A 25,611-nucleotide genomic window follows, 5' to 3' on the forward strand; every position below is an offset into this window, starting at 1 on the left:
GCCGCATCGTGATCCTCGAAGACCAGCTCGAAGAAGCCCAACGCATCAACACCGAATACCGCCACGCCGCCGAATCGGCGAAACCCGCGGACGCGAGCTGAGGAGGGGTCCGGAGCGCACGCGAGCAGGGCCGCGCAGCAGTGCTGTGCGGCCCTGACCTGTGTCGGGGCCGGCGCCTACGCCAGGCCGGGCGGAGCTACTGCGCTCGTTGCGCCCTCCGGGCCGGGAACAGCGACCGCTCTCCTGAAACACTGCACTCCGGGTGGATTAATATCTGTGGCCGCTGAGTGAGGGTTTAAGGCGCCGCGCGGAGAGTGTTTCCACCGCAGCGAACAGAGTGGAATTATTGGCCGCACGCAGGCTGCCGCCGCGTGCTACTGTCGAGCTCAGTTGCAGTCGTGGTACCCAAAATTTCAACGCTTCTCCGGTTCTTCAACCGCGGAAACGTTCTGCATTACCGGTCACTCCCGGGCGGGGCATCATCGCGACGACCCGGCGTCCGTGAATTGCGGGGACGACGTACTGCCCAGAAGGAGATATGACATGGCGTCCGGCACAGTGAAATGGTTCAACGCGGCCAAGGGGTTCGGCTTCATCGAGCAGGACGGTGGCGGTGCTGACGTGTTCGCCCACTTCTCGGCCATCGCCGCCGAGGGCTTCCGTGAGCTGATCGAAGGCCAGCGGGTCACCTTCGCCATAGCTCCGAGCCAGAAGGGCCCGACGGCCGAGAACATCGTTCCGCTCTGAGCACCGACGCCCACACTCCGCAGCTGGGGCCCGCGTCCCTCGGGGCGCGGGCCCCAGCTGCGGGCATTCCCCGAGATTTCACCTACGGACAACGCTGTCCGTGGACCCTCTTCGAGAATTCCCTCTTCCGGGCAGTACCCGTTAGACGTCCTGGACTTCATGTCCGCATAACGCCGCTCCTTTCATCGCCGATATCCGCGCCGGTATCCGCGCCGGAGCGCCACAGGCAAGATCCGTTTCCATGTTCTGTTCGGCCCGTTCTTGTGATTCCCCGCGCTGCTCTTCCGCTGCGAGAATTCCTTGGTGCGTGCCGTATCAAGGAAGGTTCCGAATGAATCCCGCACGTACGAAAAACCGCTCGTCCCGCAATCGGGCCGGCAGTCCCGCCGGCGGCTCCGGTGCCGGTTCGCGCCAAACCGGTCGCGTCGGTTCGTCCGCCCCGCGCCGTTCAGGTGGGCCGAGCCGTTCAGGGGGGCCGAGCCGCCAGGGCGGCCAGGGCCGGCGGCCCGCGGCGGCGTCGGGTGAGTTCGCCCTGCCGAAGATGACCACTCCCGCGCTGCCCGCCGTCGAGTCGTTCGCCGACCTCGACATGCCCGGGCGGCTGCTGGCGTCACTCACCGCGCAAGGCGTGCGGGTCCCGTTCCCGATCCAGGGCGCGACCCTGCCCAACACCCTCGCGGGCCGCGATGTCCTCGGCCGCGGGCGCACCGGCTCAGGCAAGACCCTGGCCTTCGGGCTGGCCCTGCTGGCCCGCACCGCCGGCCGCCGCGCCGAGCCCCGCCAGCCGCTGGCCCTGGTCCTCGTGCCGACGCGTGAGCTGGCGCAGCAGGTGACCGATGCCCTCACCCCCTACGCCCGGTCGGTGGAACTGCGTCTGGCCACCGTCGTCGGCGGAATGCCGATCGGCAGGCAGGTCAGCGCACTGCGCGGTGGCGCCGAAGTCGTCGTCGCGACGCCGGGGCGCCTCAAGGACCTCATCGACCGGGGCGACTGCCGGCTGAACCAGGTCGCGATCACCGTCCTGGACGAAGCCGACCAGATGGCCGACATGGGCTTCATGCCCCAGGTCACCGCGCTCCTGGACCAGGTCCGCCCCGAGGGCCAGCGGATGCTGTTCTCCGCCACCCTCGACCGCAACGTCGACCTCCTGGTCCGCCGCTACCTCACCGATCCGGTCGTCCACTCCGTCGACCCGTCCGCAGGCGCGGTCACCACGATGGAACACCACCTCCTGCACGTCCACGCCGCCGACAAGCACCGCACGGCGACCCACATCGCGGCGCGCGAGGGCCGGGTGATCATGTTCCTGGACACCAAGCACGCCGTCGACCGGCTGACGCGGGACCTGCTCGACAGCGGGGTACGGGCCGCCGCCCTGCACGGCGGGAAGTCGCAGCCGCAGCGCACCCGGACCCTGACCCAGTTCAAGACCGGGCACGTGACCGTGCTCGTCGCGACGAACGTCGCGGCCCGCGGTATCCACGTCGACAACCTCGACCTCGTCGTCAATGTCGACCCGCCGGCCGACCACAAGGACTACCTCCACCGCGGTGGCCGCACCGCGCGGGCCGGCGAGTCCGGCAGCGTCGTCACCCTGGTCACCCCCAACCAGCGCCGCGACATGAGCCGCCTCATGTCGACCGCCGGCATCGTCCCCCAGACCACCCCGGTCCGCCCCGGCGAAGAGGCCCTCAGCCGGATCACCGGCGCCCAAGCCCCCTCCGGCATTCCCGTGACCATCACCGCGCCGGAGCCTGAGCGCCGTAAGCGCGGCACGCCGTCCCGCGGCCGACGCAGCCCCGCTTCGGCCGCCCGGCGGACGACCATGCGGCAGCGCCCCTTCGACGCGGCGGCCTAGAACGTCCACGCACGGCAAGCCGAAGCATGGCAGTGCGCCAGGCGTTCTCGCCCTGGCCCGCTGAACCGCCTCGCCGAGGCAGAACAGTTCCCTTCTTCCCCCTGGGAGGCATCATGCGCTGTGTCATCGCCCGCTACCCGTTCGACCTCACCAAGAGCGGCGTCCTGGAGTCCATGAAGGGCATCACGCCCGAGCCGTCCGTCGGCGAGTCCGTGACCATCGGCCGCCGCACCTACCCCGTCAAGCAGGTCGGGCAGGTCATCACACGCCAGGACCGCCGCGATTTCAGCGCCGGCGAAATCCTCCGGGCCATGAACCGGCTCGGCTTCACCTGCCATGGCCTCCCCCACGCCACCACACCCGAGCACGCCCCCAGCCCGGTCCAGCAGGCTTCCGCGATGCTCGGCGCCCCTGCCGCCCTCTGACCGACGAGCAGGCGCGAGCCGCCATCAGAGCGAGAGCGGAGCGCCGCCCGTTCAACGATGCGGCTGCGAAAAGGCCCGGCCCGTCCAGGTCCGGTCCGCGACCTCCGGCATGTCGGTGCCGTGTTCGCGGATCCAGGCGTGATGGCGGGTACGGGCGTCGGTCACGGTCTGATGCTCCTCGCGGGGCAGCGGGCGGGTCATGGGCGCCGCTGTCCCGCACCGGAGCCGGTGCGGGACGGCGGCGGCATGGTCGTCAGGCGAGGTGCGCGATCACGTAGCGGGTCGTCAGGTCGAGTGGGGTGCCGTCGGCGAGGGTCTCGGTGGTCCGCATCAGGATGTCGTCGGCTTCGACGATCTCGAATCCGGTCTTTTTGAACAGGTCCTCCAGTTCGGTGTCGACCTCCTGGCCCGGCGAGAGGCCGAACTGGAACTGGTTGAACAGCCGCTCCAGCTTCGGCAGCGACTCGTCGGACTCGAAGAGCAGCCGGTGCACCACGGACCAGGTGACCTTGGTCGGCTCCTGGCAGAACACCCGGCCGCGCTTGCCGGCCAAGGCCGCCAGCGTCTCCACCGCGGGCGCCCGGTGGTCGTACGGCAGCTGGTGGAAGAGGGCGCGCATGTAGATGTTGACGTCGCCGATCCGTTCGTGCAGGGCGTGCGCCTCATCGGTCTCCATGACGTCGAAGCGGAAGTACTCGACGTTGGGGTGGGCGTTGGTCTGGCGTGCCATGTCGATCGCGGCCTGGGCGATGTCGACGCCGATCACCCGGTCGAAGTGCTCGGCGAGGACGGGGCTCTGGGTGCCGTTGCCGCACCCCAGGTCCACCACCGGCAGCGTCGGAGCGAAGTGGGGCCGCAGCATGGGGAGATGGCGCACCGCGTTGTGGGCCGGGTCGGAGTCCCAGAACGCCTCGCCGCCCTGCTCCGGCAGATCGGCCCAGTACGTGTCCCACAGCGCTTCCCGGTCCATGGTCATGTGCCGTGATCCCTCCTGTTCGGTGGTTGGTGCCAGGTGGCCGTGGCCCGGGTGTCAGCCGCGGGCCGTCGCTGTCAGCCGGGCCGTCAGTGCGGCCCGGTCGGTCTTGCCGTTCGGGGTGCGGGGCAGGGCCGCCATCACGTGCAGGGCGTCCACCGTCATGGAGAGCGGGAGGCGGTCCGCGCAGTGCCGTTTGACGCTCAGCAGTGTCGGCGGGCTCGCGTCCGGCCGGGGCACCACGGCCGCGTGGATACGGGCCTTCAGCCCGGAGCCGATGACCACCACGGCCGCCGTGCCGACCGACTCGTGGGCGTCCAGCGCCGCCTCGATCTCGCCGAGTTCGACGCGGTGCCCGCGCACCTTGACCAGGTGGTCGCGGCGGCCCACGTACTCCAGGTTGCCCCGCGCGTCGTAGCGGCCGACGTCACCGGTGCGGTAGGGGCCGGCCTGCGGTGCGGCGCCCCAGTACCCGTTCATCACGGTCGGTCCCGCGACGGTGATCTCGCCCTCCGGCCCGTCCCGCGGCTCCAGCCAGACGTCGGCGCCGGCGCACGGGGCGCCGATGGGCAGCGGGCTGCTGCGTCCCAGGTCGTCGGCGGTGATCTCGTACGAGGTGCAGACGTTGGTCTCGGTGGGGCCGTACCAGTTGAACAGCCGTACGTCCGGCCACGCCGCGCGCAGCCGCAGGGCGTCCGCCAGCGGGAAGGGCTCGCCGGCGAAGGCGCAGACCCGCAGCGCGGGCGGCGGAGCGCCGTCCAGCAGCCCGCCCTGGTGCAGCATCAGCACGAGGACCGAGGGCACCGAGTACCAGACTGTGATCCGCCGGCTCTCCAGCAGGTCGGTCAGCAGGTCCGGCGCGTACGCCATGCCCGGCGGCACCAGGTGCACCGAGGCGCCTACCAGGAACGCCGCGTACAGGTCGAACACGGAGAGGTCGAAGTTGAACGGGGCGTGGTTGGCGAGCCGGTCCGCGGCTTGCAGGCCGGTCTCGGCGGCCGCCCAGGTGACGAACGCCAGCGCGTTGCGGTGGCTGATCGCGATGCCCTTCGGCACCCCGGTCGAGCCTGAGGTGTACAGGATGTACGCCGGGTCATCCGCCGTGCCGTGGTGCGCCGGAGGCGCGGAGGGGGCGGGGGACGCCAGCAATTCGGTGGCGCCGACCACTCTCGGCGCGCTCTCCCCCGCCGCCTGGGGCCAGGTGTCCCCGGCGGCGCGGCGCAGTCCGTCCGCGTCGGCAACGACGAGGGCCGGGCGGCAGTCCCGGATGATCTGGGCCAGCCGGGCGAGAGGGTTCGCCGCAGAGACCGGTACGTAGACCGCTCCGATCCGCAGGGCGGCCTGCATCAGCGCCACCGAGTCGATGTCCTTGCCGCTCCAGATCACCACCCGGTCGCCGGGGGCTATGCCGGCGGCGTGCAGGGCGCCGGCGAACGCGTCGGCCAGCAGGTCCAGTTCGCGGTAGCTGACGCCGCCGGACAGGTCGTCGACGGCGAGCGCGTCCGGCGTCCGGCGAGCCGAGCGCGTCAGCAGTTCGTGGAGTCTCACAGGCCCAGCTCCCTGGCGATGATCTCCCGCTGGATGTCGGAGGTCCCGGAGAAGAGGGTGCCGGGCACCGCGTCCCGCAGGGCCGCCTCGATGCCTTCCTCCCGCAGGTAGCCACGCGCGCCGAACAGCCGTACCGCGTCCATCGCGCTCTCCAGCACGCCTTCCGAGACCGCCAGCTTCGACAGCGCCGCCCACAGGGCGCCGTCGCCGTCGCGGTCGAGTTCCCAGCAGGCGCGGTAGAGCAGGAGGCGGCCGCTCTCCAGGCGCAGCTTCATCTCCGCGAGGCGGTGGGAGACCGCCTGGAACTCCGACAGCCGCCGCTGGAACTGGCGGCGTCGCCGCACATGGTGCGTACAGGCGTCGAGCAGTCGCTGCTGCACGCCGAGGTAGAGCGCGAAGAGGCAGGCCCGCTCCCAGGCCATGGAGGTCTGGAAGACCGTGCTGCCCAGCCCGGGGGCGCCCAGGACCTGGGAGGCCGGTACGAAGCAGTCGTCGAAGGAGACGGTTCCGGCCGGGCAGCCCAGCAGGCCGGTCTTCTCGAACGGCGGGCCGGCCGAGACACCGGGCGCGTCGCGGTCCACGACGAACCCCGTCAGGCCCAGATGCGCGGCCTTGGCGTCGGTGGTGGCGTAGGTGACATAGACGTCGGCGACCGGGCCGTTGCTCACGAAGGACTTGGTGCCGTCGAGAACGTAACCGCCTTCCACCGGGGTGGCGGTGACGGCGAGCCGGGAGACATCGGAGCCCGCGTCGGCCTCGGTCATGGCGTTGCCCGCGATCAGGGCCCCGGAGCACAGACCTGGCAGCAGCCGTTCCTGGACGGCCGGTTCGGCGAACTCCAGGATCGGCCTGGCACAGGCGAACTGGTGGGCGGCGGCGGCGAAGACCAGGCCGGTGCTGGAGCAGCCCTCGCCCACCGCCTCGATCACGCGGGCGGTGTCGAGGGCGCCGAGTCCGCCGCCGCCGAACCGCTCCGGGACGCTCGCGCCCAGCACGCCGAGCTTCCCCAGCCCCAGCCAGTCCTCCCTGGTGAAGGGCTGCTCGTCCCGCTCCCGATCCTGAGGGAAGGCGGCGCGCACCCCGGCCAGGACCTCGGCGTACCGGGCCTGCTGCTCGGTGTTCCAGCCGAAATCCATGTCAGTCCGCCCACGAAGGACGTTCGAGGATGCTGAAGACCGCACATGCGATGTTGAATCCCGGCCCGACTCCGAGCATGAGGAAATGATCGCCCGGGCTCAATTCCCCGGTCCTGACCAGGTGTTCCAGCGAGATGAACTGATCGCTCGCGCCGGCGTGGCCGATGGTGCGGCTGAAATCCCAGGTCGATCGGCTCATGGGCAGCCCGAGCGGGATCATGCCCCGGCCCTCGACCCGTTCGCGCGATCCGTTGACATAGGCGACCTTGGTGACGTCGTCTATCCCGATTCCGGATTCCTCCAAGGTGCGGGTCACCAGTTCGTCCTGGGCCGCGATGATCGGGAGCGGGCCCCCGGGCGGCCGTTCCGCGTTCACCATCCAGTGCTTCTTGGTGGCCGCGAAGTTGAGCGGACGCCCGAGTGTCTCCCCCGGCGGGAACATCGGCTCACCGCTGCGGTGCATTCCCTCGTATTCGGGCAAGGTGACCGCGTTGACGGATTCGAGTCGGGCGAATCCGGGGGTCCTGCTGAGCACCACGGCGCAGCCCGCGTCCGCCATGGGGAAGTGCGGACTGAAACGTAAGCGGTCGATGCGCGGCGAATTGAAGTTGTCGGCGCTCGTGATGACCGCGGAGTCGCGTTCCGGTACGCCCATCAGATAGCCGGCCGCGAGTTCCAGGGCGCTGAACATGCCCATGCAGCCCTGTCTCACCTCGGCCGCCACGACGTTGCCGCCGACCGCGTGCCGCTGGATGTAGTACTGCGGACACCAGCCGTCCGGGCCCTGGTACCAGACGCTGGCGTACAGCAGCATGCCTAATTCGGACTGGTCCTTACCGGAACGGTGCAACGCCTCGCGCACCGCGTGCAGGGCCATTTCGGGGGCCGGCGTCTCACCGGCCACCGCGATGCTGGCGAAGTCGTACTCCTTCGCGGCTGCGGCGTCGATCATCCCCTCCGCCACCGCCGACTCCATACTCATCTTCTCCGGCACATAGACGCCGAGGCCGCCGACGAACACGTCTTTCGTTTTCACGGAGGTAAACCTCTCGACGTTTCGGGGTCAGCCGACGGGCTGCTGGAGTTCCAGAACCAGGTCCGTCACGTGTTCCAGGTCCTTGAAGTGGTCGCCGACCATCTTCTTCGGCGGCACGCGCACACCGATTTCGTCGCGTATGAAAGCGAGCAGTCGCGCCGTCTTCACGGAGTCGAGCACCCCCCATTCCAGCAACGGGGTGGTCGACGTCAGATCGTCACCCGCCTGCCCATCCAGCAGGCCATCCCGAACAAAAGTGAGGAGCTTTTCGAGCAGGTCCACGCGTTCGACGTCAGACACTTTCTCTCCAGCCTGATGACAGCAGGTCACAAAAGACCCGAGCAGCGACAAGGGGATACTCAACCGGTCCGAAAGACGGCGTGAGCCATTCCGTGACACGGCGCACTCAGCGACCGGGTTCGCGCGAGTTATGCGCTATCCAGTCGGGCGAATCGACCTCAGATGCCCAGCAGTCTGCCCACCGGGCCAGGCGCCTGTCAAGGAAAGTCCGCGTTACACAATTCGTTGCACAGTCGATCACTCACCCTCTCGAATCCGAACATCGCCCCATCGTCCATTACTCATCGGTAGGAGGGAATCCCAACCGGCCGAGGGCGAAACATTGCCCGGCGGTGAAGTTTTTCTCGTTTCCCGCACGCTCCGGACGCGCACCATCAGCGGAATCCGGACGAGCACGCCGCACCGTCGCTCGGCCGAGAAGGCCCGAGCCATTCTGGCGTGCGCCGACGTATACCGAACGCCGGTGCCGCACGGATCATCGACGCCCAGGCCAAGACGGTCGGCAAGTCTCGCCAACAGGTACCACGTTGAAGCGGAGTGGTTACGGCGCGCACTTCCTGCGAAACGGGCATGGGGCCGACACCCGATCGCGGCCCGGTGGCGAGGATTCGAGAGCCCGCCGCGTCAAACGGAATGGCAGCTGCGTACGGAATCGGCTGGGGCATTGCTGTGAGCTTTCGAGGAACCCTTCACGGGTCCGTTCGAAGCGGTCCTGAAACAGATCCGATATCCAGAGAAACGGGCACTGCGCGACACCGAATCTCCGAACCACAGTCTTTTGGGTCCGTGCAGAACATCGCTTGGCCTGCGGACAAAGCCAGGCCGGTCTGTTCGGACACTCCGATGGCATCGCCGATCTTGGTCCCAGACGCGCGGCACTTCAGGATCGATCCCGTCCACCCATCAAGCGTCGGCAGCTTCCGCAGTCATGGCAGAGGCAGCAATCCGTCCGCTCGCCGGCGCCGCACGCGACGCCCGCCCTCGAACTCCACGACGTCCTCGGCCACCGTTCGCACCGCCGGGAGGTCGTGGCTGATGAACAGGAGCGCTGTGGCGGCCGGTGCGAGCAGGCTGGGCAGCGCGTCGAGGACCAGTTCCCGGGATGCGGTGTCCAAGGCCGATGTGACCTCGTCGCACACCAGCAGCGCGGGGTGGGCCGTCAGGGCGCGGATCAGTGCGCAGCGCTGGAGCTGCCCGCCGGACAGCTGGTCGGGGGTGCGGCGCAGCATCGCCTCGTCGAGCCCCAGCTTCTCGCCGGTCGTCAGCGCCTCGGCCGTCGCTTCCTCGCGTCGCAGTCCGCGCAGAAGGCATGCGGTGTCGGCGAGTTGGCGGATGAGCGGGCGGTGTTTCTCGAAAGAGTCCGCGCTGTTCTGGTGCATGTATTGGACGACGCGGCGCTGCGCGGCGGAGCGGCGGTCGATGCGGGCGGGGAGCAGCGTGCCGTCGACGCGTATCTCGCCGGAGGTGGGCGCGGTGAGACCGGCCAGGGCCCGGGCGAACGTCGTCTTGCCCGAGCCCGAGGGGCCGAGCAGTGCGGTGCTGCTTCCGGGCGGGAACGCCATCGACACCGGTCCGGTGAGGGGCTCGGCGGACCGGCGGCGTACGGCGATTCCCGTGGCCACGACGCCGCCGGATCGCGGGGAGTTGGGGCCGCTCGCCCCTGACGCCGCTCGCCGCGCCGCGCTGGTGCGGTGTTCCGCGGCGAGCAGTTCCCGGGTGGCCGGGTGGCGCGCCACGACGGACCCGCTGGTGGCGGACTCGGGGGCGGGGTCGTCAATGCCGAGAACTCCGTGGCTCCCGTAACCCCCAAGCCCCCCAAGGACTTCGTCCGTAGGGCCGTCGTCCACGACCCGGCCGTGCTCCAGCACGATGGCCCGGTCCGCGGTGCGGCGCACCAGGGGCAGGTCGTGGCTGAGCAGCAGGATGCCCATACCGTCGTCCGCGAGGCGGCGGACGGTTCGGCCCAGGGCGTGCGCGAGGGCGGGGTCCAGGCCGCTGGTGGGCTCGTCCAGTACGAGGAGGCGTGCGCCCGTCACCAGTGCGGAGGTGAGCGCGAGTCGCTGTTGCTGGCCGCCGGAGAGCTGGTGCGGGAAGCGGCGGTGCGTGGTCTCCCAGTCGAGGCCGGCCGCTGACAGTGCGCCAGCGGCGGCGGCTTTACGGGCGGACCGTCCCTGGCAGCCTCCGAGAGCGGCCAGTTCCGTCAGCACTCCCCCGACTCGGCGGACCGGGTCCAGTACGGATTCGGGGTGCTGCGGCAGATGCGCGGCCCGGCCCGCCCGAGCCGCGCGGCGCCGGTCCGGGGCGAGGCTCATCAGGTCCGTACCCTCCAGCAGTGCGCGTCCGGACAGCCGTACCGCTCCGCGCGCGGCGCCGAGTGCGGCCAAGCCCAGCGTGGTCTTGCCGCTGCCCGACGGGCCGACGACGGCGACGACGGTGCCCGGCCGCACGGCCAGTTCGACCTTGTCGAGGAGCGGGCGCGGCGCTCCGTCGGCCTGCGCCGAGATCTCCTCCATCGCCAGCAGCGGTGCGGGGACGGCCTCGGTCACGGTCTTCTCCTCTTGCCGGTCCTCATGCAGGTCCTCTCGCGGGTCCTCTGACCGCTCCCCTGACGGGTCCCATTGCGGGTCCCATTACGGGTCCTCTGACGGGCGAGGGTGCTGTCGACGAGCAGGTTGGCGCCGACGCACAGCGCCGTCAGCAGGCCGGCCGGCACCAGGACGGCGGCGGGCTGGGTGAACAGGGCGGCGCTGTTGCGTTCGATGAGCACCGCCCAGTCCGGTGCGGACGCGGGCAGGCCCAGGCCGAGGAAGTTGGCGGACGCCAGCAGGTACAGCACGGTGGAGAACCGGCCGCCCGCGTCGGTGGCCAGCGGTGCGGCCAGTTCCCGCGCCAGGTGCCGGAGGTGGATGTACGCCCAGCCGTGCCCCTGCATCCGCAGGGCCTCGACGACGGTCCGGGAGCCGGGTGCGAGGGCAGCGCCGCGTACCAGGCGTGCCACGGCCGGTACTTGGAGCACCCCGGCGACCGTCACCAGCCAGAACCAGTCGCGGTGGCCCGTCGCCGCCAGCGTCATCAGCACCAGCAGGCCGGGGAAGGCGAGGAGCAGGTCCATGGTGCGCATCACGGTCTCGTCGACGACCCGGCGCGGGCCCGCGGCCAGCAGCCCCAGCGGTATGCCGAGCGCCGTCCCGACGGCGAGCGCGGCCAGCGCGCTGCCCACCACCGAGGCGCCGCCTTCCAGTACGAGCGAGAGCGCGTCGCGGCCCAGGACGTCCGTGCCGAGCGGGTGCCCCGCGCCGGGCGGCTGCGACGGCAACGCGTCCTGCCGGGGCGCGTCGTCACCGGCCGCCAGTGGTCCCAGCAGAGCAAGGAGCACGGGTACGCCCAGCAGGATCAGGGCGGTCCACGGGCGTCGGCGTCTCGTAGCGGCGGTGCGGGATGTCCTCGTTCGCGGCAAGGTCATGCCGTCACCTCGCGGCGGGGTGCGAGACGGTGCGCGACCAGGTCTCCGATCAGGTTGACGACGACGGCGGTCCCGGCGAACAGGAGCGCGTACGTCTGTACTTGTGGCAGGTCCCGGTTCTGGACCGCCTCGACGAAGCCGTCGCCGAGCCCGCGGAAGCCGAAGACCGCTTCCACCAGCACGGCGCCGCCGAGCAGTCCCTCCACGCAGCGGGCGTACTGCTGGGCCGCGGGGCCCAGGGCGTTGGGCAGCACGTGGCGCAGTACAACGGTGCGCTCGCGCAGGCCCAGGAGCCGCAGGTGCTCGGCGACGGCACCGTGCCGCTCGGCCGCCACGCCCGCGCGGATCTGCCGTGCCAGGTCGCACAGGTGCCGGGCCGTCAGCACGGTGATCGGGAGGACCAGGACGGCCGGCTGCGCGCGCAGTGCGGCCGCGTCCATGCCGACGGCGGTGGCGGGCAGCAGGCCGGCCGCCAGCGACACCGAGGCGACGAGCAGCAGTCCGAGTACGAATTCGGGCACGGCGTGCAGGACGACCGCGGCCGTGTTCAGGGCGCGGTCGACGCGGCTGCCCTCGCGCAGTCCCGAGACGGTGCCCACGAGAGGCGCCAGCACGGTGACGAGCGCCAGTGCCGGTACGCCCAGCAGCAGCGTCACGCCGATGCGGCGGCCGATGTCGTCGCCGACGGGCAGTCCGGTGGTCAGGGAGTGGCCCGGATCGCCGGTGAGCAGGTGGCCGAGCCAGTGCCAGAAGCGGGGCCAGGCGGGTTCGTCGAGGCCCAGCTGCTCGCGCAGGGCCGTGATCTGCTCGGGGGTGCCCAGTTCGCCTCGGAGCACGTCGGCCGTGTCGCCGGGCAGCAGCGAGCCGACGGCGAACACGGCCACCAGCACGACCAGGCACTGGAGGAGGGCGAGCAGGGAGCGGCGGAAGACGTAGGCGCGCACGTCGTCAGCTGATGCGGACCCGGTCGAAGCGGGCCCAGTCGTGCGAGTTCGGGGGCGCCGCGCGCAGGCCGCCGACCGACCGTGCGATGGCGTCGTTGGCGTCGGAGAACGCCCACACGAGCAGTCCGGACTCCTCGCGAGCGATCTTCTGGGCGCGGGAGAGAAGCGCGAGGCGGTCCTGCTCACCGCGGCTGGTGCGGGCCCGGTCGAGGAGGACGTCGAACTTCTTCGAGGCGTACTGCGTCTGGTTGCGGGCGGCTCCGCCGCGGACGCGCTGCTCAAGGAAGTCGGAGACCGGCAGGGTGGAGGTGGTATTGAAGGCTGCGATGCCCTTGGTCTTGATCTCGCTGAAGTACGTGCTGGAGGCGCGGGTGTTGACGGTCAGCTTCAGCCCCACTTCGCGCAGCTGCCGCGCCATCAGGTCCGCGGCCGGCTCCCAGGCGGCGTCGACGGAGCTGGTCTCCACGGTGATGTGCAGGCCGTCCGCACCGGCTTCCTTCACCAGCTCGCGCGCCGCGTCGACGTCCCGCTTGAGGGGTTTGAGGTCGTCGGGGTAGCCGCGCAGGCCGAGGCCGAACAGGTCGTCGCCGGCCTCGCCGTGACCGGCGAGCGCGACTCTGACCAGGGCTTCCCGGTCGATCCCGAGCCGAACGGCGCGTATCAGCCGCGGATCGTCGAACGGTTTGCGCCCGGTGCGCAGGAGCAGTTGCTGCGCGGTGGCCCGCTTCGCGGTCAGCAGTCGCGTCGAGCCGTCCCTCTTCAGCCGCTCCACGGAGGAGCCGGCCATGTCGGCGCCGTAGTGCACCTGGCCCGACAGCAGCGCGTTCAGCCGCGCCGACTCCTCGTTCGCGGGGACGATCTCCAGCTCGGCGATGTGCGGGGCGCCGTCCCAGTGGTCCGCCCAGCTCCGGTAGCGGGCGGTGCCGCCGGGGGTGAACGACACGTAGGTGAAGGGGCCGGAGCCGACGGGCTTGCGGAAGTCGGTCGTCCCGTCCGGGATGATCTCGGTGCCGGGGCCGGCGAGGACGGTGGGGAACTCGAAGTTCGGCGCCTTCAGCACGAAGACGACGGACCGCGTGCCGTCGGCCTTGCTCGCGGTGAAGTCGATCGCGGAGAGCAGCACCTGCGAGGGCGAGCCGGTCTCGGGGTCGGCGGCGCGGCGGTAGCTGTACAGGACGTCCTTCGCGGTGACCGGCCGTCCGTCGTGGAACTTCGCCGCGCGCAGGCGGATGCGCCACCGGGTACCGGAGGCGTCGCTCTCCCACGACTCCGCGAGCCTTTCGCGGACCGACATGTCGTCGGCGTACGTACCGAGGGTGTCGTAGAGGGCCTTGGCGCGGGCCTGGTCGACGAAGTTCGGGGCGACGTGCGGGTCGAGGGTCTCCTGGGAGCCGCCGGAGGTGAACGCCGCGCGGAACCGGTCGCCGCCGCCCCCGTCCTTGGTGTCGCCTCCGCAGCCGCTGAGCAGGCCGGTACCGGCGAGCGCCAGGGCGCCTGAGGCGGCCAGTACGCCCCGCCTGCCTGGTCGCGGTCGTCGCTCCGGCTGCGTCCGGGCATGCGTCGTCACATCGATCCTCTCCGGGGTGTCCTCGCCCCTGCCGCTGGACCGGCGACGGGTCAGTCTTCTGGCTCCCGGATCGTCGCTCGCCTCCGCCTTCCCGCCCGCTTAGCGCGGTCAGTGGCGTGCGGGAGGATCGCTTCCCGGTCACAGTGGCGGGACCGCGCCGGACTCGCACCGGCTTCCTGGTCCCCGTCGCCTCGTGCGCTCATTGTGGCGCACGGGGCGACGGGGGCTTCAACCCGGTGGGATCAGGCGGGGAGAGCGGCCGTCCGCCCGCGGCGAGCAGCCGGCCGCCCTCCCGTCATGGCTCGATCAGACCGGCCGTCATGGCTCGATCAGGCCGGCTCAGGCGCACCCGGCGGGCTGTGCCCGCGAGGCGTCGCGGATCAGCGCCCGCTGCGCGTCGTGCACCCGTTTCACGTCGGGCTTCACGACCCTGCGGTCATAGGTGAGCAGGCCGTTCAGCTCGCCCTCCACATCGGAGATCTGCGTGTAGACGGCGCCGTTGCCGCCCTTGCAGGCCAGCGCCCGCACCTCCTTCAGCTTGTCGAGGTAGGCGTCCGTGTACGTGGCCGGGTCCACGTCCACGTACGACTGCTGCACGGACCACGCGTGTCCGGGGACGCCGAGCCCGAGGCCGCCGTACTCCCCGGCCACCAGAGCCCGTTTGCCGTCCGGGTGCGGGGGCAGCGCGGGGCTCGGATATCCGTGCTCGTCCATGATGTCGCCGGTGCCGCCGTCGACCCCGAGGTTGAGCCCCGACATCGAGTTGATCAGCCGCGTCGGGTCCCACGCCTTGGCCTGGTCGGCGACGCGGGCCTCGTCGTACTGGCCCCAGCCCTCGTTGAACGTGACCCACATGGCGACCGACGGATGGTTGTAGTGCTGGTCGATCATGGTCTTCAGCTCACGCTCGTACTCGGCGCGCGCCGCCGTGCTCGGGTTCACCCCCGCCGCCATCGCCGGCATGTCCTGCCATACGAGCAGCCCCAGCTTGTCGGCCCAGTAGAACCACCGGTCCGGCTCGACCTTGATGTGCTTGCGGACGGAGTTGAACCCCATCCGCTTGTGCATCTTCAGGTCGTACGCGAGTGCCTTGTCGCTCGGCGCGGTGTGCAGCCCGTCGGGCCAGAACCCCTGGTCCAGCGTGGCCATCATGAAGACGGGCTTCCCGTTCAGGACGGTGCGCGGAGTGCCGTCCACCCGCTGCACGGAGATCGACCGCATGCCGAAGTAGCTCTTGACCCGGTCCCGGCCGACGCTCACCTTGAGGTCGTACAGGTAGGGGTCGTCCGGCGTCCACAGGCGCGGCTTGGCGATCTTCAGGTCGAGCGCATGCCCCGACCGGCCCGTAACGGTGCCGACCTTGCGCTTTCCGGCGTACACGGTGGCAGTGACCGGAAGGCCGCTGCGCACGCCCGCGGTCTCGACGGTCAGCCTGCCGCTCGCGTCGGGCGTCAGCTTCAGACCGGAGACATGATCCGCGGCGACGGGCTCCATCCACACGGTCTGCCAGATCCCGGAGGAGGGTGTGTACCAGATGCCGCTGGGGTCGAGGCGCTGCTTGCCCATCGGCGGGTTCTCACCGTTCGCCGCGTCGGTCGGGTCGTACACGCCGACGATGAGCTCCTGGGTGCGCCCCGGCTTCAGCGCGTCCGTGATGTCCGCGCTGAACTTGTCGTACCCGCCCTTGTGATCGGCGACCTTCTTGCCGTTCACGTACACCTGCGCCTGCCAGTCGACGGCGCCGAAGTTCAGCTGGAGCCGCTTGCCGCGGCCCACCTGCCAGTTCGCCGGAACCGTGAAGGTGCGCCGGTACCACATGCGGTCCTCATGGCGCTCGATCCCGGAGAGCTGCGACTCCACCGGGTACGGCACCAGGATCTTCTCGCCCAGTCGCCTGCCCGCCGGCACGGCGTCGCCCGCCTTGGCCGCGGCGAACTCCCACCTCCCGTTGAGGTTCCGCCACTCGGACCGGGTGAGCTGCGGCCGCGGGTACTCACGGTGTGCGTTCGCGGACGTCACCCGGTCGCCCCATGGGGTGCTCAGCTCGTACGTGGAGTGGTTGGGCCCACTCGACCAGAAGGGGCCGACGGCGGTCCCGTCCTTCCCCGCCAGGCCGCCCTTGCCGTCGTACGTCACGTCCACGAGGCCCGGCGCGTCGCCGTCCTTGTTGCCGACGACGGGCTCCTTCAGCCCGACCAGCAGGGCCCGCGAGTCGTCCGGGTCCGCCTTGACGCTGCTCAGCGGCCACTTGGCGCCCCCGATCACCGCCGAGACATGGCCGTTCGCCCCACCCGGCACCCTGCCGAGCTTCTGCGCGAAGTCGAGCTTCAGGGTCCGCCCGTCGCCGAGAACGGTCGTGCCGACGGCGCCGTCGTACTTCCAGTCGTCGGGCAGCCGGAACGCCGACGACGGGATGGCCTTCTTCTGCTCGCCGGGCTCGGTCCACCGCAGATGCAGATTGGAGCCGCCGATGTGCTCGAAGTACTCGACCTTGACGTCGACTGCCTGGTCGGCCGTCAGTTTCACGGGTTTGGAAGACTGTTCCCTGTCCCAGTCGTCGACCCAGTGGTCGATGACCAGTTGCCCGCCGACCCACAGCCGGAAGCCGTTGTCACCGATGATGGAAAACGTCGTCGAGCCGGATTTCTCCGGCACGAGCTTCCCGGTCCAGCGCACACTGGCGTTGTCCGACTGCCCGGTGGCGGACTGCAACCGGGATTCGAGGCTGCCGAAGTCGATGTTCGGATCGAATCCCGTCGCCTTCAACCGGTCGAAGTCGAATGCTCCGGGGGCGGATTGCGTGTAGTACTCGCCCTTGAGCCCGTGAGGCACGACCGGCTCATCCGCGGCCGTGGCGGGTGGGGTCATGGTGAGCGCTGTGAGTCCGAGTGCTGTCGTGAGGAGCAGGGCCAGATGTCGGCCGGTCCGTCTGAGGGGTCTGATGCGCACGGATCCTCCTGTAAGGGAACGCGTCTACTGGAACGCGGTGAGGAAGGGTGGCGGCTCGTCGCTCAAGTCGGTACAACTCATCTGTACAACGTTGGAAAGAACGGCAGTTGGCATGACAGCACGTGATCCGGTGCACTGTCCAGAGCCAAGACGAGCGCGCCCGGCGGGCGGGAGTGCCGAGCCGAGCCGAAGGAGATTCCGTGCGGGTGAGTCTCAAGGATGTCGCGGAGCACGCCGGCGTCTCGATCAAGACCGTGTCGAATGTCGTGAACAACTACCGGCACGTGACTCCCGCGACGCGCAGCCGCGTCCAGCAGACGATCGACGAGCTCGGCTACCGCCCGAACCCGACCGCCCGTCACCTGCGCAAAGGACGTACGGGCATCATCGCCCTCGCCGTCCCCGAGCTCGGCAACCCCTACTTCGCCGAACTCGCGGGAGCCGTGATCGACGCGGCGGCGGCGCACGACGTCACGGTCCTCCTCGACCACACCCAGGGCGACCGCGAGCAGGAGATCCTGGTCAGCCAGGGCTTCCGGGCACGGGTGATCGACGGACTCATCCTGAGCCCGCTGGAGCTGGAGGCGGAGGATCTGCGCGGCCGGGACGACGACGTGCCGCTGGTGCTGCTCGGCGAGCGCGAGTACGACCTGCCCTACGACCACATCGCCATCGACAACGTCGCCGCGGCCCGCACCGCGGTGCGCCACCTGCTGGGCCGCGGCCGTACGCAGATCGCCTACCTCGGCGCGCGCACCGACTCGGCGAACCGGCCCGCGCACCTGCGGCTGGACGGATGGCGCGCGGAGCTGACCGCGGCAGGGCTGCCCGCACCGGACGCGCTGATCGGCGAGACCAGCGGCTGGGACCGGGGCGACGGCGCCTCCGCGATGGCCCGGATGCTGGACTCGGGCGTCCGCCCGGACGCCGTGTTCGCCTACAACGACCTGGTGGCGATCGGTGCGATGCGGGTGCTGCACGAGCGGGGCCTCAGGGTGCCGTGGGACGTGGCGGTGGTCGGCTTCGACGACATCGCGGAGGGCCGGTTCGGCGCGGTCACGCTGACCACGATCTCGCCGGACAAGCCCGCGATCGCACGGCTCGCGGTGCGGTCGCTGCTGCACCAACTGGAGCATCCCGAGGAGCGCTCGGGCCATGAGCTGACCCCTGAATACCGCCTGACCGAGCGCGAGAGCACCCTCGGCCGCCGCTGACCGAACGGGGCGTCGCCCCGGCGGCGGCCCCTTCTTCGGCAGACGAGTCTCCGCGCAAAGCCATTACGGCCTTTACGGCCTTCTTCCAACGATGTAAAGACCCTTCCCGGTACCCGCTTGCTCGACTGGTCGAGCATCGAGCCCCTATCAGCCGCATAACCGGTGACCGGGGCTCGGGGGCAAGGTCGTCGCGGCGGTCGGCAGGGTCAGCCGCACGGCGAAGCCGCCTTGGTCCTGCGGGCCGATGCTGATCTGCCCGCCGTAGAGCTTGGCCCGCTCGCGCATGCCGAGCAAGCCGTGCCCGCCGTCGGTTCGTGCCCTGTCCGGGATCGCCCCCTCGCCGTCGTCCGTGACCGAAACCGTCACCTGATGCGGTTCGTAGCTCAGCCGTACTTCCGCATGCGCGCCCGGCGCGTGTTTGAGGACGTTGGTGAGGGCCTCCTGCACGATCCGGTAGGCGCACAGTTCCACGCCGGGGGCGATGGGCCGCGGGGTGCCCTCGACGCTCAGGGCGACTGGGACTCCACCGGCGCTGACGCGTTCGGCCATCTCGTCGAGGCGGGCCAGACCCGGCATCGGGCCGGCCGGGGCGCCGTCGTCGTCGGCGCGCAGCACCATGAGCATGCGGCGCAGCTCGTCGAGGGCCTCCTTGCCGGTGGCGTCGATGGTGTCGAGCGCGCCACGCGCGGTCCGGCGATCGGTGTCGAAGACGAAGCGGGCGAGACCGACGTGCACCGAGATCACCGACATGTGGTGTGCCACCACGTCGTGCAGTTCGCGGGCTATCCGGCTGCGTTCCTCGGCCACCTCGCGCCGGGCCCGTTCGGCCTGTTCCCGGCGCAACTGCCGGGTCAGCTCGGCCGAGCGGCGGGCGACGACGCCGAACCGCCACAGCACCGCCGGGTAGACCACGGCCTGCCCGAGCACGGACGGCCAGGAGTCGGTGTGGTTCACCACGCCCGCATAGATCCAGACCCCGCCCATCAGAGCGGCGCACGGCACGGAGAGCGCGCCGGGCCGCAGGGAGGCGACGGTGTAGACGGCGAGCAGCGGGCCGAAACTGCACACCACGGGCCAGTAGCCGAGGGCGATGTACACCAGCCAGGTCGCATGCACGAGGCACCAGACCAGCAAGGGGACCCGGCTGCGGAGTACGAGCGGCAGGTGGGCCAGGACCACCAGCGCGTAGGCGGCAGCATCGAGCGGGTTCTGCCCCTGGCGTGCGGCCTCCGGTCCCAGCAGCAGGGCCACGCTGGTCAGCGCCGTCGCGACCAGCGCGTCGACAGCAAGGGGGCGAATCCGCATCACAGCAGCGTAGGGCCGATTTAGTCGAATGGGCGTCAAATCGCCGTGATACAGCTGGAGTTGCAGGATTCTGGTCGTTACCGCGCTGGTCTGTAGTGGAGTTCAACCCTGTGCGGGACGCGGGTCGTAAGGGGCGGACTGTCCGTTCGGGTAACGCGACGGCGCCGGGCAATCGCCGGCACCGCCTCTGCTGACACTGAGCCGATTCGCCGTCCGGACCCGGGCAGCAGCGGCGGCCACAGGACTACGGAACGCAGTAGACGCGATCCCGGCCACGGACGGTGGCAAGCGATCGGCGGCAAACCCTGACGGCTCGCGGCGGGCATCGACCCCATCGGAGAAGGAAGCCCACCGCGGCACCGAGCCACCCGCGTGCCCGAGCCCTGCTCAGCGTGTCCGTACCTGCTCACGCATCGCCGTCATCGCGGCTCGCCCCGCAGTGGCCGCCCAGGTAGCGCGTCGGTCTGCAACTCCCCTGCGCTGACCATCTGCACGCCGCCTACGAGCAGATACCGGACGCCCACGGAGGGCCGCGTGGAGTCGAAGTAGGTGGCGGTATCCGTGATCGCCTCGGGGTCGAGGACGACTATGTCGGCGTCGGCTCCGACCCCGAGGTGGCCCTTGGCTCGGGCTCCCGGTGCGACGTCGTCGAGGACGCGCGCGGGCAGGTGGGCGCATCGCCGGAACGCCTCCGGCCAGTCCCAGGCGCCGCTCTCCCGCACCATCACGCGCAGCGTCTTGGCGAACGTGCCAGCCGTGCGCGGGTGCGTGGTCCCTCCGGGCGGCAGTGGCCACAGGGTGCTGTCGCTGCTGCCGTCACGCCAGAAGACGGGCATCGCGTCGCTGGCGACGATCGCGTCGGGGAAGGCGAGGGCCTGGTGCAGCATGGCGCGCTCGCGCGGGTCGCTCTCGTCCAGGAACTCCAGGATGCAGGGCGCCCCGGGGTCGCTCTCGCGCAGTTGGCGCAGCCGGCCGTCGTCGGCGATGCGCTCCCCCGATTCGAGCATCACGACGCTCGACGCGGACAGGCCCTTCATCCGGAGCCGTTCGGCGTCGAGGAAGGCGGCTCCGATCGCGGTACTGCCTGCTCCGTACGGGTACGCCTCGATCGTCACCCGGGACCCGGACCGCCGTGAGGCGTCCAACGCGCCGAGTACCCGGTCGATGTGTTGGCCGGAAGTGCTGTTGACGTGGCAGTGGTGCATCGCGGCGCCGGTCTCGGCCGCGGCGGCGGCGACCTCCTCGGAGCCGTCCGCCGGTGTGCGGGGGTCCACCTCCACCAGTTCGCGGACGTGCGTATACGTCGGTGCTCCGGCCCTCGCGGCGAGCCGGGCGACGGCGAGGAACTCGGCGGGTTCGCTGTGGGGCGCGTATCCGAGGAGGACTCCGATGCCGAGCGCTCCGCCGGCCAGCTCGCCTTCCAGCAGGGCCAGCCACTCGGCGAGTTCACGGTCGGACGAGGAGCGTTGCCACGCGGGGTTCCCCAGTACCGCGAATCCGCTCGCCAACCGCGCGTCGGGCTCGATGCCGGCGAGCACCTGGGCCCGGGCGCCGCCCCACGAGGCGGAGAAGCCGTAGTGCAACGGGCGCCCGGCCGCCGCGGCCTCGGCATACGCCCGCCCGATGGGCATCAGGCCCGCTTCCAGGTCGAGTGCCGTCGTCACGCCGTCCATGGCCTGCAGCCGTTGCCCCGCGATCGAGTGCACATGGCTGTGCAGGTCGACGAAGCCGGGGCCGACGACCAGGCCCGCGACGTCGAGGACCGTGCATCCCGGCGGCGCGTCGAGCCCGGTGCCGACGGCGCTCACGACGCCATCGGACACGAGGACATCGGCCACGGCGTCGAATCCGGTTCCCGGGTCGATGACACGGCCGCCGCGCAAGAGGGTCTGCATGCTTCGTCTCCTCGTCGAGGACTCGCCGGAGCACCTGCTGGTCTCCGGTGCAACCCTAGGAGGAGGCACGGCACCGCTGTTCGTGCGAGCCTACGAATCCGAGCGGCTCTGTTCGCGCGCCGGTACGAACTCGGCCTTATGAAGATCTTGTTGGCCGCCCCCTGGTTTCGAAGCGGAGCACTTCGCGTACGGGCTCCGGTTCGTACGCCATGGTGTCCGCCGCCCATTCCGCTCCCTCCCTGCCACATGCCGACGACGTTGCGGGTCAGGTCGAGCTTGGAAGCGGGAGAATTCCTCATGTATAACGCCTGGCTGTTCCGGCGGAATGCCTGCTCCCGGACGCAGCGGAACGGTGAGCGGACTTCGGGCCCCGGGACGCGGCGGGCCGTGGCCGCCGTTCAGCGCAGCCCGTCGGCCACCGAGACGACGCGGCCGACGGACCACTCCCGCCCGTACCCGGACGGGCCCGGGAACCTTCCTGACCGCACCCGGCCGGTCGCACCGGCCGCGGGTGGTTCAGGCGCCGGGGGCGCCCGCGACCCGGCGCTCGCCGCCGTTGTTCTCCTGCCAGAACCGGTAGACGTCGACGGCGGCATCGCGCGGCTCGTGGCGCATGGGCAGTCGCCGGTCCTGCCAAGGCTTGGCGAACTCGTCGTAAAACGTGTTCAGCTCGAAGTACGCACGGTCGTCGACGTAGTGCGGCTCGTAGGCGTCGCGGGTGGTGAGGAAGACGACCTCGTCCGGCGAGCAGTAGTACAGCGAACCCAGGCACATCGGGCACGGGTGGGCCAGCACGTAGATGGTGGCGCCGGTCAGATGCTCGGTGCCCAGCTTCGTGCACGCCTCGCGGATGGCGAGGATCTCCGCGTGGGCGGTGGGGTCGCTGGTCTGGGCGACCAGGTTCGGGCTCTCGGCGAGTACCTCGCCGTCCTTGACGATCACGGTCGCGAACGGGCGGCCGCCCTCGGCCACGTTCTGGCGGGCGATGTCGATGGTGCGTTGAACGAAGTCCATGGTGCTCCTCCGGAGACGGACTGGGGGGGGTACGGGGATAGAGGCTGACGGGGATATGAGGCGGCCTCTCGGAAGGGGTACGAGGCCGCCTCATCGGAAGGGCCCGCCGCTCACAGCGGCACGCAGGCTCGGGCGCCGCGCGCGGAGGCGGGGCCGGGCGGAAGGGCTGCCACGCCCCCGCCCACCCTCCGACGTGAAACCCGACGCTCAGTCAGAAAGGCTTGGTCGGCAGGTACTTGCCGTCCAGTGTGATGACGGCGCGCTCGCCGCCCTCGGGGTCGGCGACCTTCTTCACATCCAGCTTGAAGTTGATCGCGGAGATGATGCCGTCCCCGAACTGCTCGTGGATCAGGGCCTTGAGGGTCGTGCCGTAGACCTGGATCATCTCGTAGAAGCGGTAGACGGTCGGGTCGGTGGGGACGCCGTCGGGGATCGAACCGCGGGTCGGGATCGTCTGCAGCAGCAGCGCCGCGTCCTCGTCCAGGCCCAGCAGCTCGGCGACCGCCTTCGCGGACACCTCCGGCAGCGGGTGCTGGCCGAGGACGGCGGCGGTGGTGAAGGCCGCCGACAGGCCGGCGGCGTCGGCGATCTGCTGCCAGGACAGGTCCTTACGGATCTTGGCCTCGACGGCGGCGTCCGCCAGGGCCTGGCGGGCGGCGGGGCTGAACTGAGCGTGCACCATGATCGGTACTTCCTTTTCTCTTCGCGTTCTCTTTCGCGGCCGCTTGACGAATTCTCTCGGCAGACCGCTTCCCGAAACTTCACGACTTCATGGAAGGGGAGAGTGAAGCAGCGGGTCAGTGTGGATGGGCGGGGTCCCGGCGCGGCGTTGCGGGCGGGAAGACGGATCAGTTCCGGTAGCCGGTCATCAGGCCGCGAGTGCGGGGCCGGCGACGGGGACGTCCTCGACACGTCCGGTGGCGATGTCGAAGACCCAGCCGTACAGCGTGACCTTCCGCTCCGCCAGGGCGCGGGCGACCGACGGGTGGGCAGCCAGGTTCGCCAACTGCGCCCGCACGTTCGCGCGCACCAGGGCGGAGACGTCGCCCGCGGCGGCGGTACGGGCCCGGGAGGCGTCCGCGTGCCGCAGCCAGGCGGCGACGGCCGGAGCGCCGCCGAGGTCGTGGCCCTCGGCCAGCGCGGTCATCGCGCCGCACGCGGAGTGGCCGCAGACGACGATGTCTCTCACGCCCAGCACGGAGACGGCGTACTCGATGCTCGCCGCCACCCCGTCGGTTCCAGGGGCGTAGGCGGGCACGAGGTTGCCGGCGGTGCGGATGACGAACAGGTCGCCCGGTTCGGCGCTGGTGACCAGCTCGGGCACGACGCGCGCGTCGGAACAGCCGATGAACAGGGTCTGCGGGCTGTGGTGCGTGGCCAGGCGGGCGAGAAGCTCCTCCTTGGCCGGGAAGACGTCCCGCTGGAAGCGGGCGACGCCCTCGGCGAGGTCTTGCATGGATCACTCCCTTCGGCGGTGACCGGCCCCTGTGGGCCGACGGGATCCGGCGAGGCCCGGTAGGGCCAGGCGAGGTCCGATAAGACCAAGCGAGACCCGGCGGGGCCCATCGGGGTCCGGTGCGATCCACCCTGCACCACCTGCACCTATAGCGTCCAAGAGCAGCTATCGATGATAGTCAGTGGTCACATCTATAGTTGTGTCATGGCCGCTCTGGAATTGCGTCATCTGCGCTATCTGCTCGCCGTTGCCGAACACGGCAACTTCACCCGCGCCGCCGAAGACCTGCATATCTCCCAGCCCACGCTCTCCCAGCAGATCAGGCAGTTGGAGCGCACCCTGGGCGTGCAGTTGCTGGACCGCACCGGCCGCACGGTACGGCTCACCGACGCCGGCGCCGTCTACACCGACCACGCCCGGCGCGCGCTGCGCGACCTGGCCGCCGCCGAGCGCGCCGTCCACGACGTCCAGGACCTCTCGCGCGGCCACCTGCGCCTGGGCGTCACCCCCACCTTCACCGCCTATCTCACCGGCCCGCTCACCGCCGAGCTGCACTCCCGCCACCCCGGCGTCAGCCTGACCCTGACCGAGACGACTCAGGACCGCGTCGAGGCCGCCCTGCTCGCCGACGACCTCGACCTCGGCATCGCCTTCGCCGGCCCCCACCTGCCGGGCATCACCCCGACCCCGCTGTTCACCGAAACCCTCAGCCTCGTCACCGCCGCCCCGCACACCCGTACGGCGCAGGAACCCCTACCCCTGCCCGTACGCGACTTGAATGACCGTCAACTGGCGCTACTCAGCACCGACTTCGCCACCCGCGGCCACATCGACGCCTACTTCGCCCGGCACCGGACCACCCCCCGCGTCACGGTCGAGGCCAACTCCATCCAGGCCCTCACCGAAATCGTCCGACGCACCGACCTGGCCACCGTCCTGCCCGACGCCATCACCCACGATCACGCCCACCTCGCACCCATCCCCCTCGACCCTCCCCTGCCCACCCGCACCGTCACCCTCCTGCACCGGCAAGGCGCCTACCTCGGGGCCGCCGCCCGCGCCTTCACCGAGCTCACCCACGACCTCGTCCGCAGCCGCGGTTACGCCCCGCCCCCGCGCCCGCTGCCGTCCAGCCCCCGATAGCTCGCCGACAGCGCGAGCGGGAACGGCGAGCAGGGGCGGCGGGCCGGGAGCACGGGCACCGCGCCCCGGCTCACTGCTCGTGGTCCCCCAGGGCGAGCAGCACAGCGCGCAGGTCGCCGTTGAGCCGACGCTGGTCCTCCGCGGACAGCACGGAGAGCAGGCGCAGTTCGGTCTCGGTCTTGGTGGCGAAGACGTCGCGGGCCCGTTCGGCCCCTTCTTGGGTCAGCGTGACCGTGACGGAGCGCCGGTCGTGCGGCGCGAAGTCGCGGACGGCCCATCCCTTGGCTTCCAGTTTCGCCACGCGGTTGGTGACGGCTCCGGAGGTCAGTTGCATCGCGACGGCCAGTTGAGACGCCGTCAGCTGGTGCCGCGGCGCGCGGAGCAGACAGGCCAGCAGTTCCAGCGCCCACAACTCGATGCCGTGCGGGGCGAGTTCCCGTTTGAGGTCGGTCTCCATACGGTGAGTGAGGCGGCGCAGGCGGTAGGCGAGCGTCTTGGCCTCCAGTTCCGCGGAGTCGTGGTGCTGCGCGAGGACGTCGACCATGCCGTCGACGTAGTCGCTCGTGGGTTCCTGGGGCACTGGCGGCCTTTCATCGTTCGGTCGGGTGAGCTACCGTAAGGTTCATTATCTTAACGTT

At 70.6% G+C, this 25,611-nt stretch carries 22 protein-coding genes, 1 pseudogene and 1 riboswitch; of the genes and pseudogenes, 6 read left to right on the forward strand and 17 right to left on the reverse strand.

All coding sequences use genetic code 11. The features are described from left to right. The 4 genes and pseudogenes from AB0I22_RS28225 to AB0I22_RS28240 form a co-directional block, all read left to right on the forward strand. Window positions 1–101: pseudogene (locus AB0I22_RS28225) on the forward strand (MerR family transcriptional regulator); the annotation flags it as partial. A 442-nt stretch (window positions 102–543) separates the two neighbouring features. Beyond that, the gene (locus tag AB0I22_RS28230) at window positions 544–747 is read left to right on the forward strand and encodes a cold-shock protein (protein WP_363133754.1); all 204 of its coding nucleotides are present in this window, start codon (window positions 544–546) and stop codon (window positions 745–747) included. A 331-nt stretch (window positions 748–1,078) separates the two neighbouring features. Continuing rightward, a complete protein-coding gene (locus AB0I22_RS28235) occupies window positions 1,079–2,605 on the forward strand; it encodes a DEAD/DEAH box helicase (protein ID WP_363133755.1) in 1,527 nt (508 codons plus the stop codon). A 113-nt stretch (window positions 2,606–2,718) separates the two neighbouring features. After that, window positions 2,719–3,030 (forward strand): SCO5918 family protein, encoded by a 312-nt coding sequence (locus tag AB0I22_RS28240; protein ID WP_363133756.1) that lies wholly within the window; start codon window positions 2,719–2,721, stop codon window positions 3,028–3,030. 51 nt (window positions 3,031–3,081) lie between these two features. Here the strand turns inward: AB0I22_RS28240 and AB0I22_RS28245 are convergent, their stop codons facing one another. The 11 genes from AB0I22_RS28245 to AB0I22_RS28295 all read right to left on the reverse strand — a co-directional run bounded on the left by AB0I22_RS28245 (window position 3,082) and on the right by AB0I22_RS28295 (window position 16,946). Further along, complete coding sequence (locus AB0I22_RS28245) at window positions 3,082–3,231, reverse strand: hypothetical protein (protein WP_363133757.1); 150 nt, start codon at window positions 3,229–3,231, stop codon at window positions 3,082–3,084. Between the two features lie 52 nt (window positions 3,232–3,283). Beyond that, complete coding sequence (locus tag AB0I22_RS28250; protein ID WP_363133758.1) at window positions 3,284–4,006, reverse strand: class I SAM-dependent methyltransferase; 723 nt, start codon at window positions 4,004–4,006, stop codon at window positions 3,284–3,286. Window positions 4,007–4,060: 54 nt separating this feature from the next. Beyond that, window positions 4,061–5,551, reverse strand: a complete 1,491-nt coding sequence (locus AB0I22_RS28255) for an amino acid adenylation domain-containing protein (RefSeq protein ID WP_363133759.1) — start codon at window positions 5,549–5,551, stop codon at window positions 4,061–4,063. Further along, window positions 5,548–6,687: an acyl-CoA dehydrogenase family protein gene (locus tag AB0I22_RS28260; RefSeq protein ID WP_363133760.1), complete on the reverse strand. Its 1,140-nt coding sequence runs from the start codon at window positions 6,685–6,687 to the stop codon at window positions 5,548–5,550. The genes AB0I22_RS28255 and AB0I22_RS28260 overlap by 4 nt, the downstream gene beginning before the upstream one ends. 1 nt (window position 6,688) lies before the next feature. Then, window positions 6,689–7,723 (reverse strand): ketoacyl-ACP synthase III family protein, encoded by a 1,035-nt coding sequence (locus AB0I22_RS28265; RefSeq protein ID WP_363133761.1) that lies wholly within the window; start codon window positions 7,721–7,723, stop codon window positions 6,689–6,691. A gap of 27 nt (window positions 7,724–7,750) precedes the next feature. Continuing rightward, window positions 7,751–8,023, reverse strand: coding sequence for a phosphopantetheine-binding protein (locus AB0I22_RS28270; protein WP_363133762.1), 273 nt, complete (start codon window positions 8,021–8,023; stop codon window positions 7,751–7,753). A 926-nt stretch (window positions 8,024–8,949) separates the two neighbouring features. Then, window positions 8,950–10,569: an ATP-binding cassette domain-containing protein gene (locus AB0I22_RS28275; protein ID WP_363133763.1), complete on the reverse strand. Its 1,620-nt coding sequence runs from the start codon at window positions 10,567–10,569 to the stop codon at window positions 8,950–8,952. Continuing rightward, window positions 10,566–11,486, reverse strand: coding sequence for an ABC transporter permease (locus tag AB0I22_RS28280; protein WP_363133764.1), 921 nt, complete (start codon window positions 11,484–11,486; stop codon window positions 10,566–10,568). The genes AB0I22_RS28275 and AB0I22_RS28280 overlap by 4 nt, the downstream gene beginning before the upstream one ends. Continuing rightward, on the reverse strand, window positions 11,483–12,430 hold the full coding sequence (locus AB0I22_RS28285; protein ID WP_363133765.1) for an ABC transporter permease: 948 nt from the start codon (window positions 12,428–12,430) through the stop codon (window positions 11,483–11,485). Before AB0I22_RS28285 ends, AB0I22_RS28280 begins: the two co-directional genes overlap by 4 nt. A 4-nt stretch (window positions 12,431–12,434) precedes the next feature. Further along, window positions 12,435–13,997: an ABC transporter substrate-binding protein gene (locus tag AB0I22_RS28290; RefSeq protein ID WP_363133766.1), complete on the reverse strand. Its 1,563-nt coding sequence runs from the start codon at window positions 13,995–13,997 to the stop codon at window positions 12,435–12,437. A 51-nt stretch (window positions 13,998–14,048) separates the two neighbouring features. After that, window positions 14,049–14,178: riboswitch (cobalamin riboswitch) on the reverse strand. Window positions 14,179–14,336: 158 nt separating this feature from the next. Then, complete coding sequence (locus tag AB0I22_RS28295) at window positions 14,337–16,946, reverse strand: PA14 domain-containing protein (RefSeq protein WP_363133767.1); 2,610 nt, start codon at window positions 16,944–16,946, stop codon at window positions 14,337–14,339. A gap of 200 nt (window positions 16,947–17,146) precedes the next feature. On the opposite strand from AB0I22_RS28295, the gene AB0I22_RS28300 reads away from it, so the two are divergent. Beyond that, window positions 17,147–18,160 (forward strand): LacI family DNA-binding transcriptional regulator, encoded by a 1,014-nt coding sequence (locus tag AB0I22_RS28300; protein ID WP_363133768.1) that lies wholly within the window; start codon window positions 17,147–17,149, stop codon window positions 18,158–18,160. A gap of 147 nt (window positions 18,161–18,307) precedes the next feature. On the opposite strand, the gene AB0I22_RS28305 is transcribed toward AB0I22_RS28300, so the two are convergent. From AB0I22_RS28305 to AB0I22_RS28325, 5 genes are all read right to left on the reverse strand, one after another. Continuing rightward, window positions 18,308–19,465 (reverse strand): sensor histidine kinase, encoded by a 1,158-nt coding sequence (locus tag AB0I22_RS28305; RefSeq protein ID WP_363133769.1) that lies wholly within the window; start codon window positions 19,463–19,465, stop codon window positions 18,308–18,310. A 419-nt stretch (window positions 19,466–19,884) separates the two neighbouring features. After that, on the reverse strand, window positions 19,885–21,429 hold the full coding sequence (locus AB0I22_RS28310; RefSeq protein ID WP_363133770.1) for an amidohydrolase family protein: 1,545 nt from the start codon (window positions 21,427–21,429) through the stop codon (window positions 19,885–19,887). A gap of 447 nt (window positions 21,430–21,876) precedes the next feature. Then, entirely contained in the window at window positions 21,877–22,374 is a 498-nt protein-coding gene (locus AB0I22_RS28315; RefSeq protein ID WP_363133771.1) for a nucleoside deaminase, read from the reverse strand. A gap of 211 nt (window positions 22,375–22,585) precedes the next feature. Further along, window positions 22,586–23,056 carry a cyanase gene (gene cynS / locus AB0I22_RS28320; RefSeq protein ID WP_363133772.1) on the reverse strand — a complete coding sequence of 157 codons (471 nt, stop codon included), beginning with the start codon at window positions 23,054–23,056 and terminating at the stop codon, window positions 22,586–22,588. A gap of 186 nt (window positions 23,057–23,242) precedes the next feature. Continuing rightward, window positions 23,243–23,830 (reverse strand): carbonic anhydrase, encoded by a 588-nt coding sequence (locus AB0I22_RS28325; RefSeq protein ID WP_363133773.1) that lies wholly within the window; start codon window positions 23,828–23,830, stop codon window positions 23,243–23,245. Window positions 23,831–24,034: 204 nt separating this feature from the next. On the opposite strand from AB0I22_RS28325, the gene cynR reads away from it, so the two are divergent. After that, window positions 24,035–24,973, forward strand: coding sequence for a transcriptional regulator CynR (gene cynR / locus AB0I22_RS28330; protein WP_363133774.1), 939 nt, complete (start codon window positions 24,035–24,037; stop codon window positions 24,971–24,973). A gap of 70 nt (window positions 24,974–25,043) precedes the next feature. Here the strand turns inward: cynR and AB0I22_RS28335 are convergent, their stop codons facing one another. Next, window positions 25,044–25,553, reverse strand: coding sequence for a MarR family transcriptional regulator (locus AB0I22_RS28335; protein ID WP_363133775.1), 510 nt, complete (start codon window positions 25,551–25,553; stop codon window positions 25,044–25,046). Window positions 25,554–25,611: the final 58 nt, after the last annotated feature.

Origin of the sequence: Streptomyces sp. NPDC050610 (assembly GCF_040654875.1) — a bacterium.
In the GTDB taxonomy this organism is placed as follows: domain Bacteria; phylum Actinomycetota; class Actinomycetes; order Streptomycetales; family Streptomycetaceae; genus Streptomyces.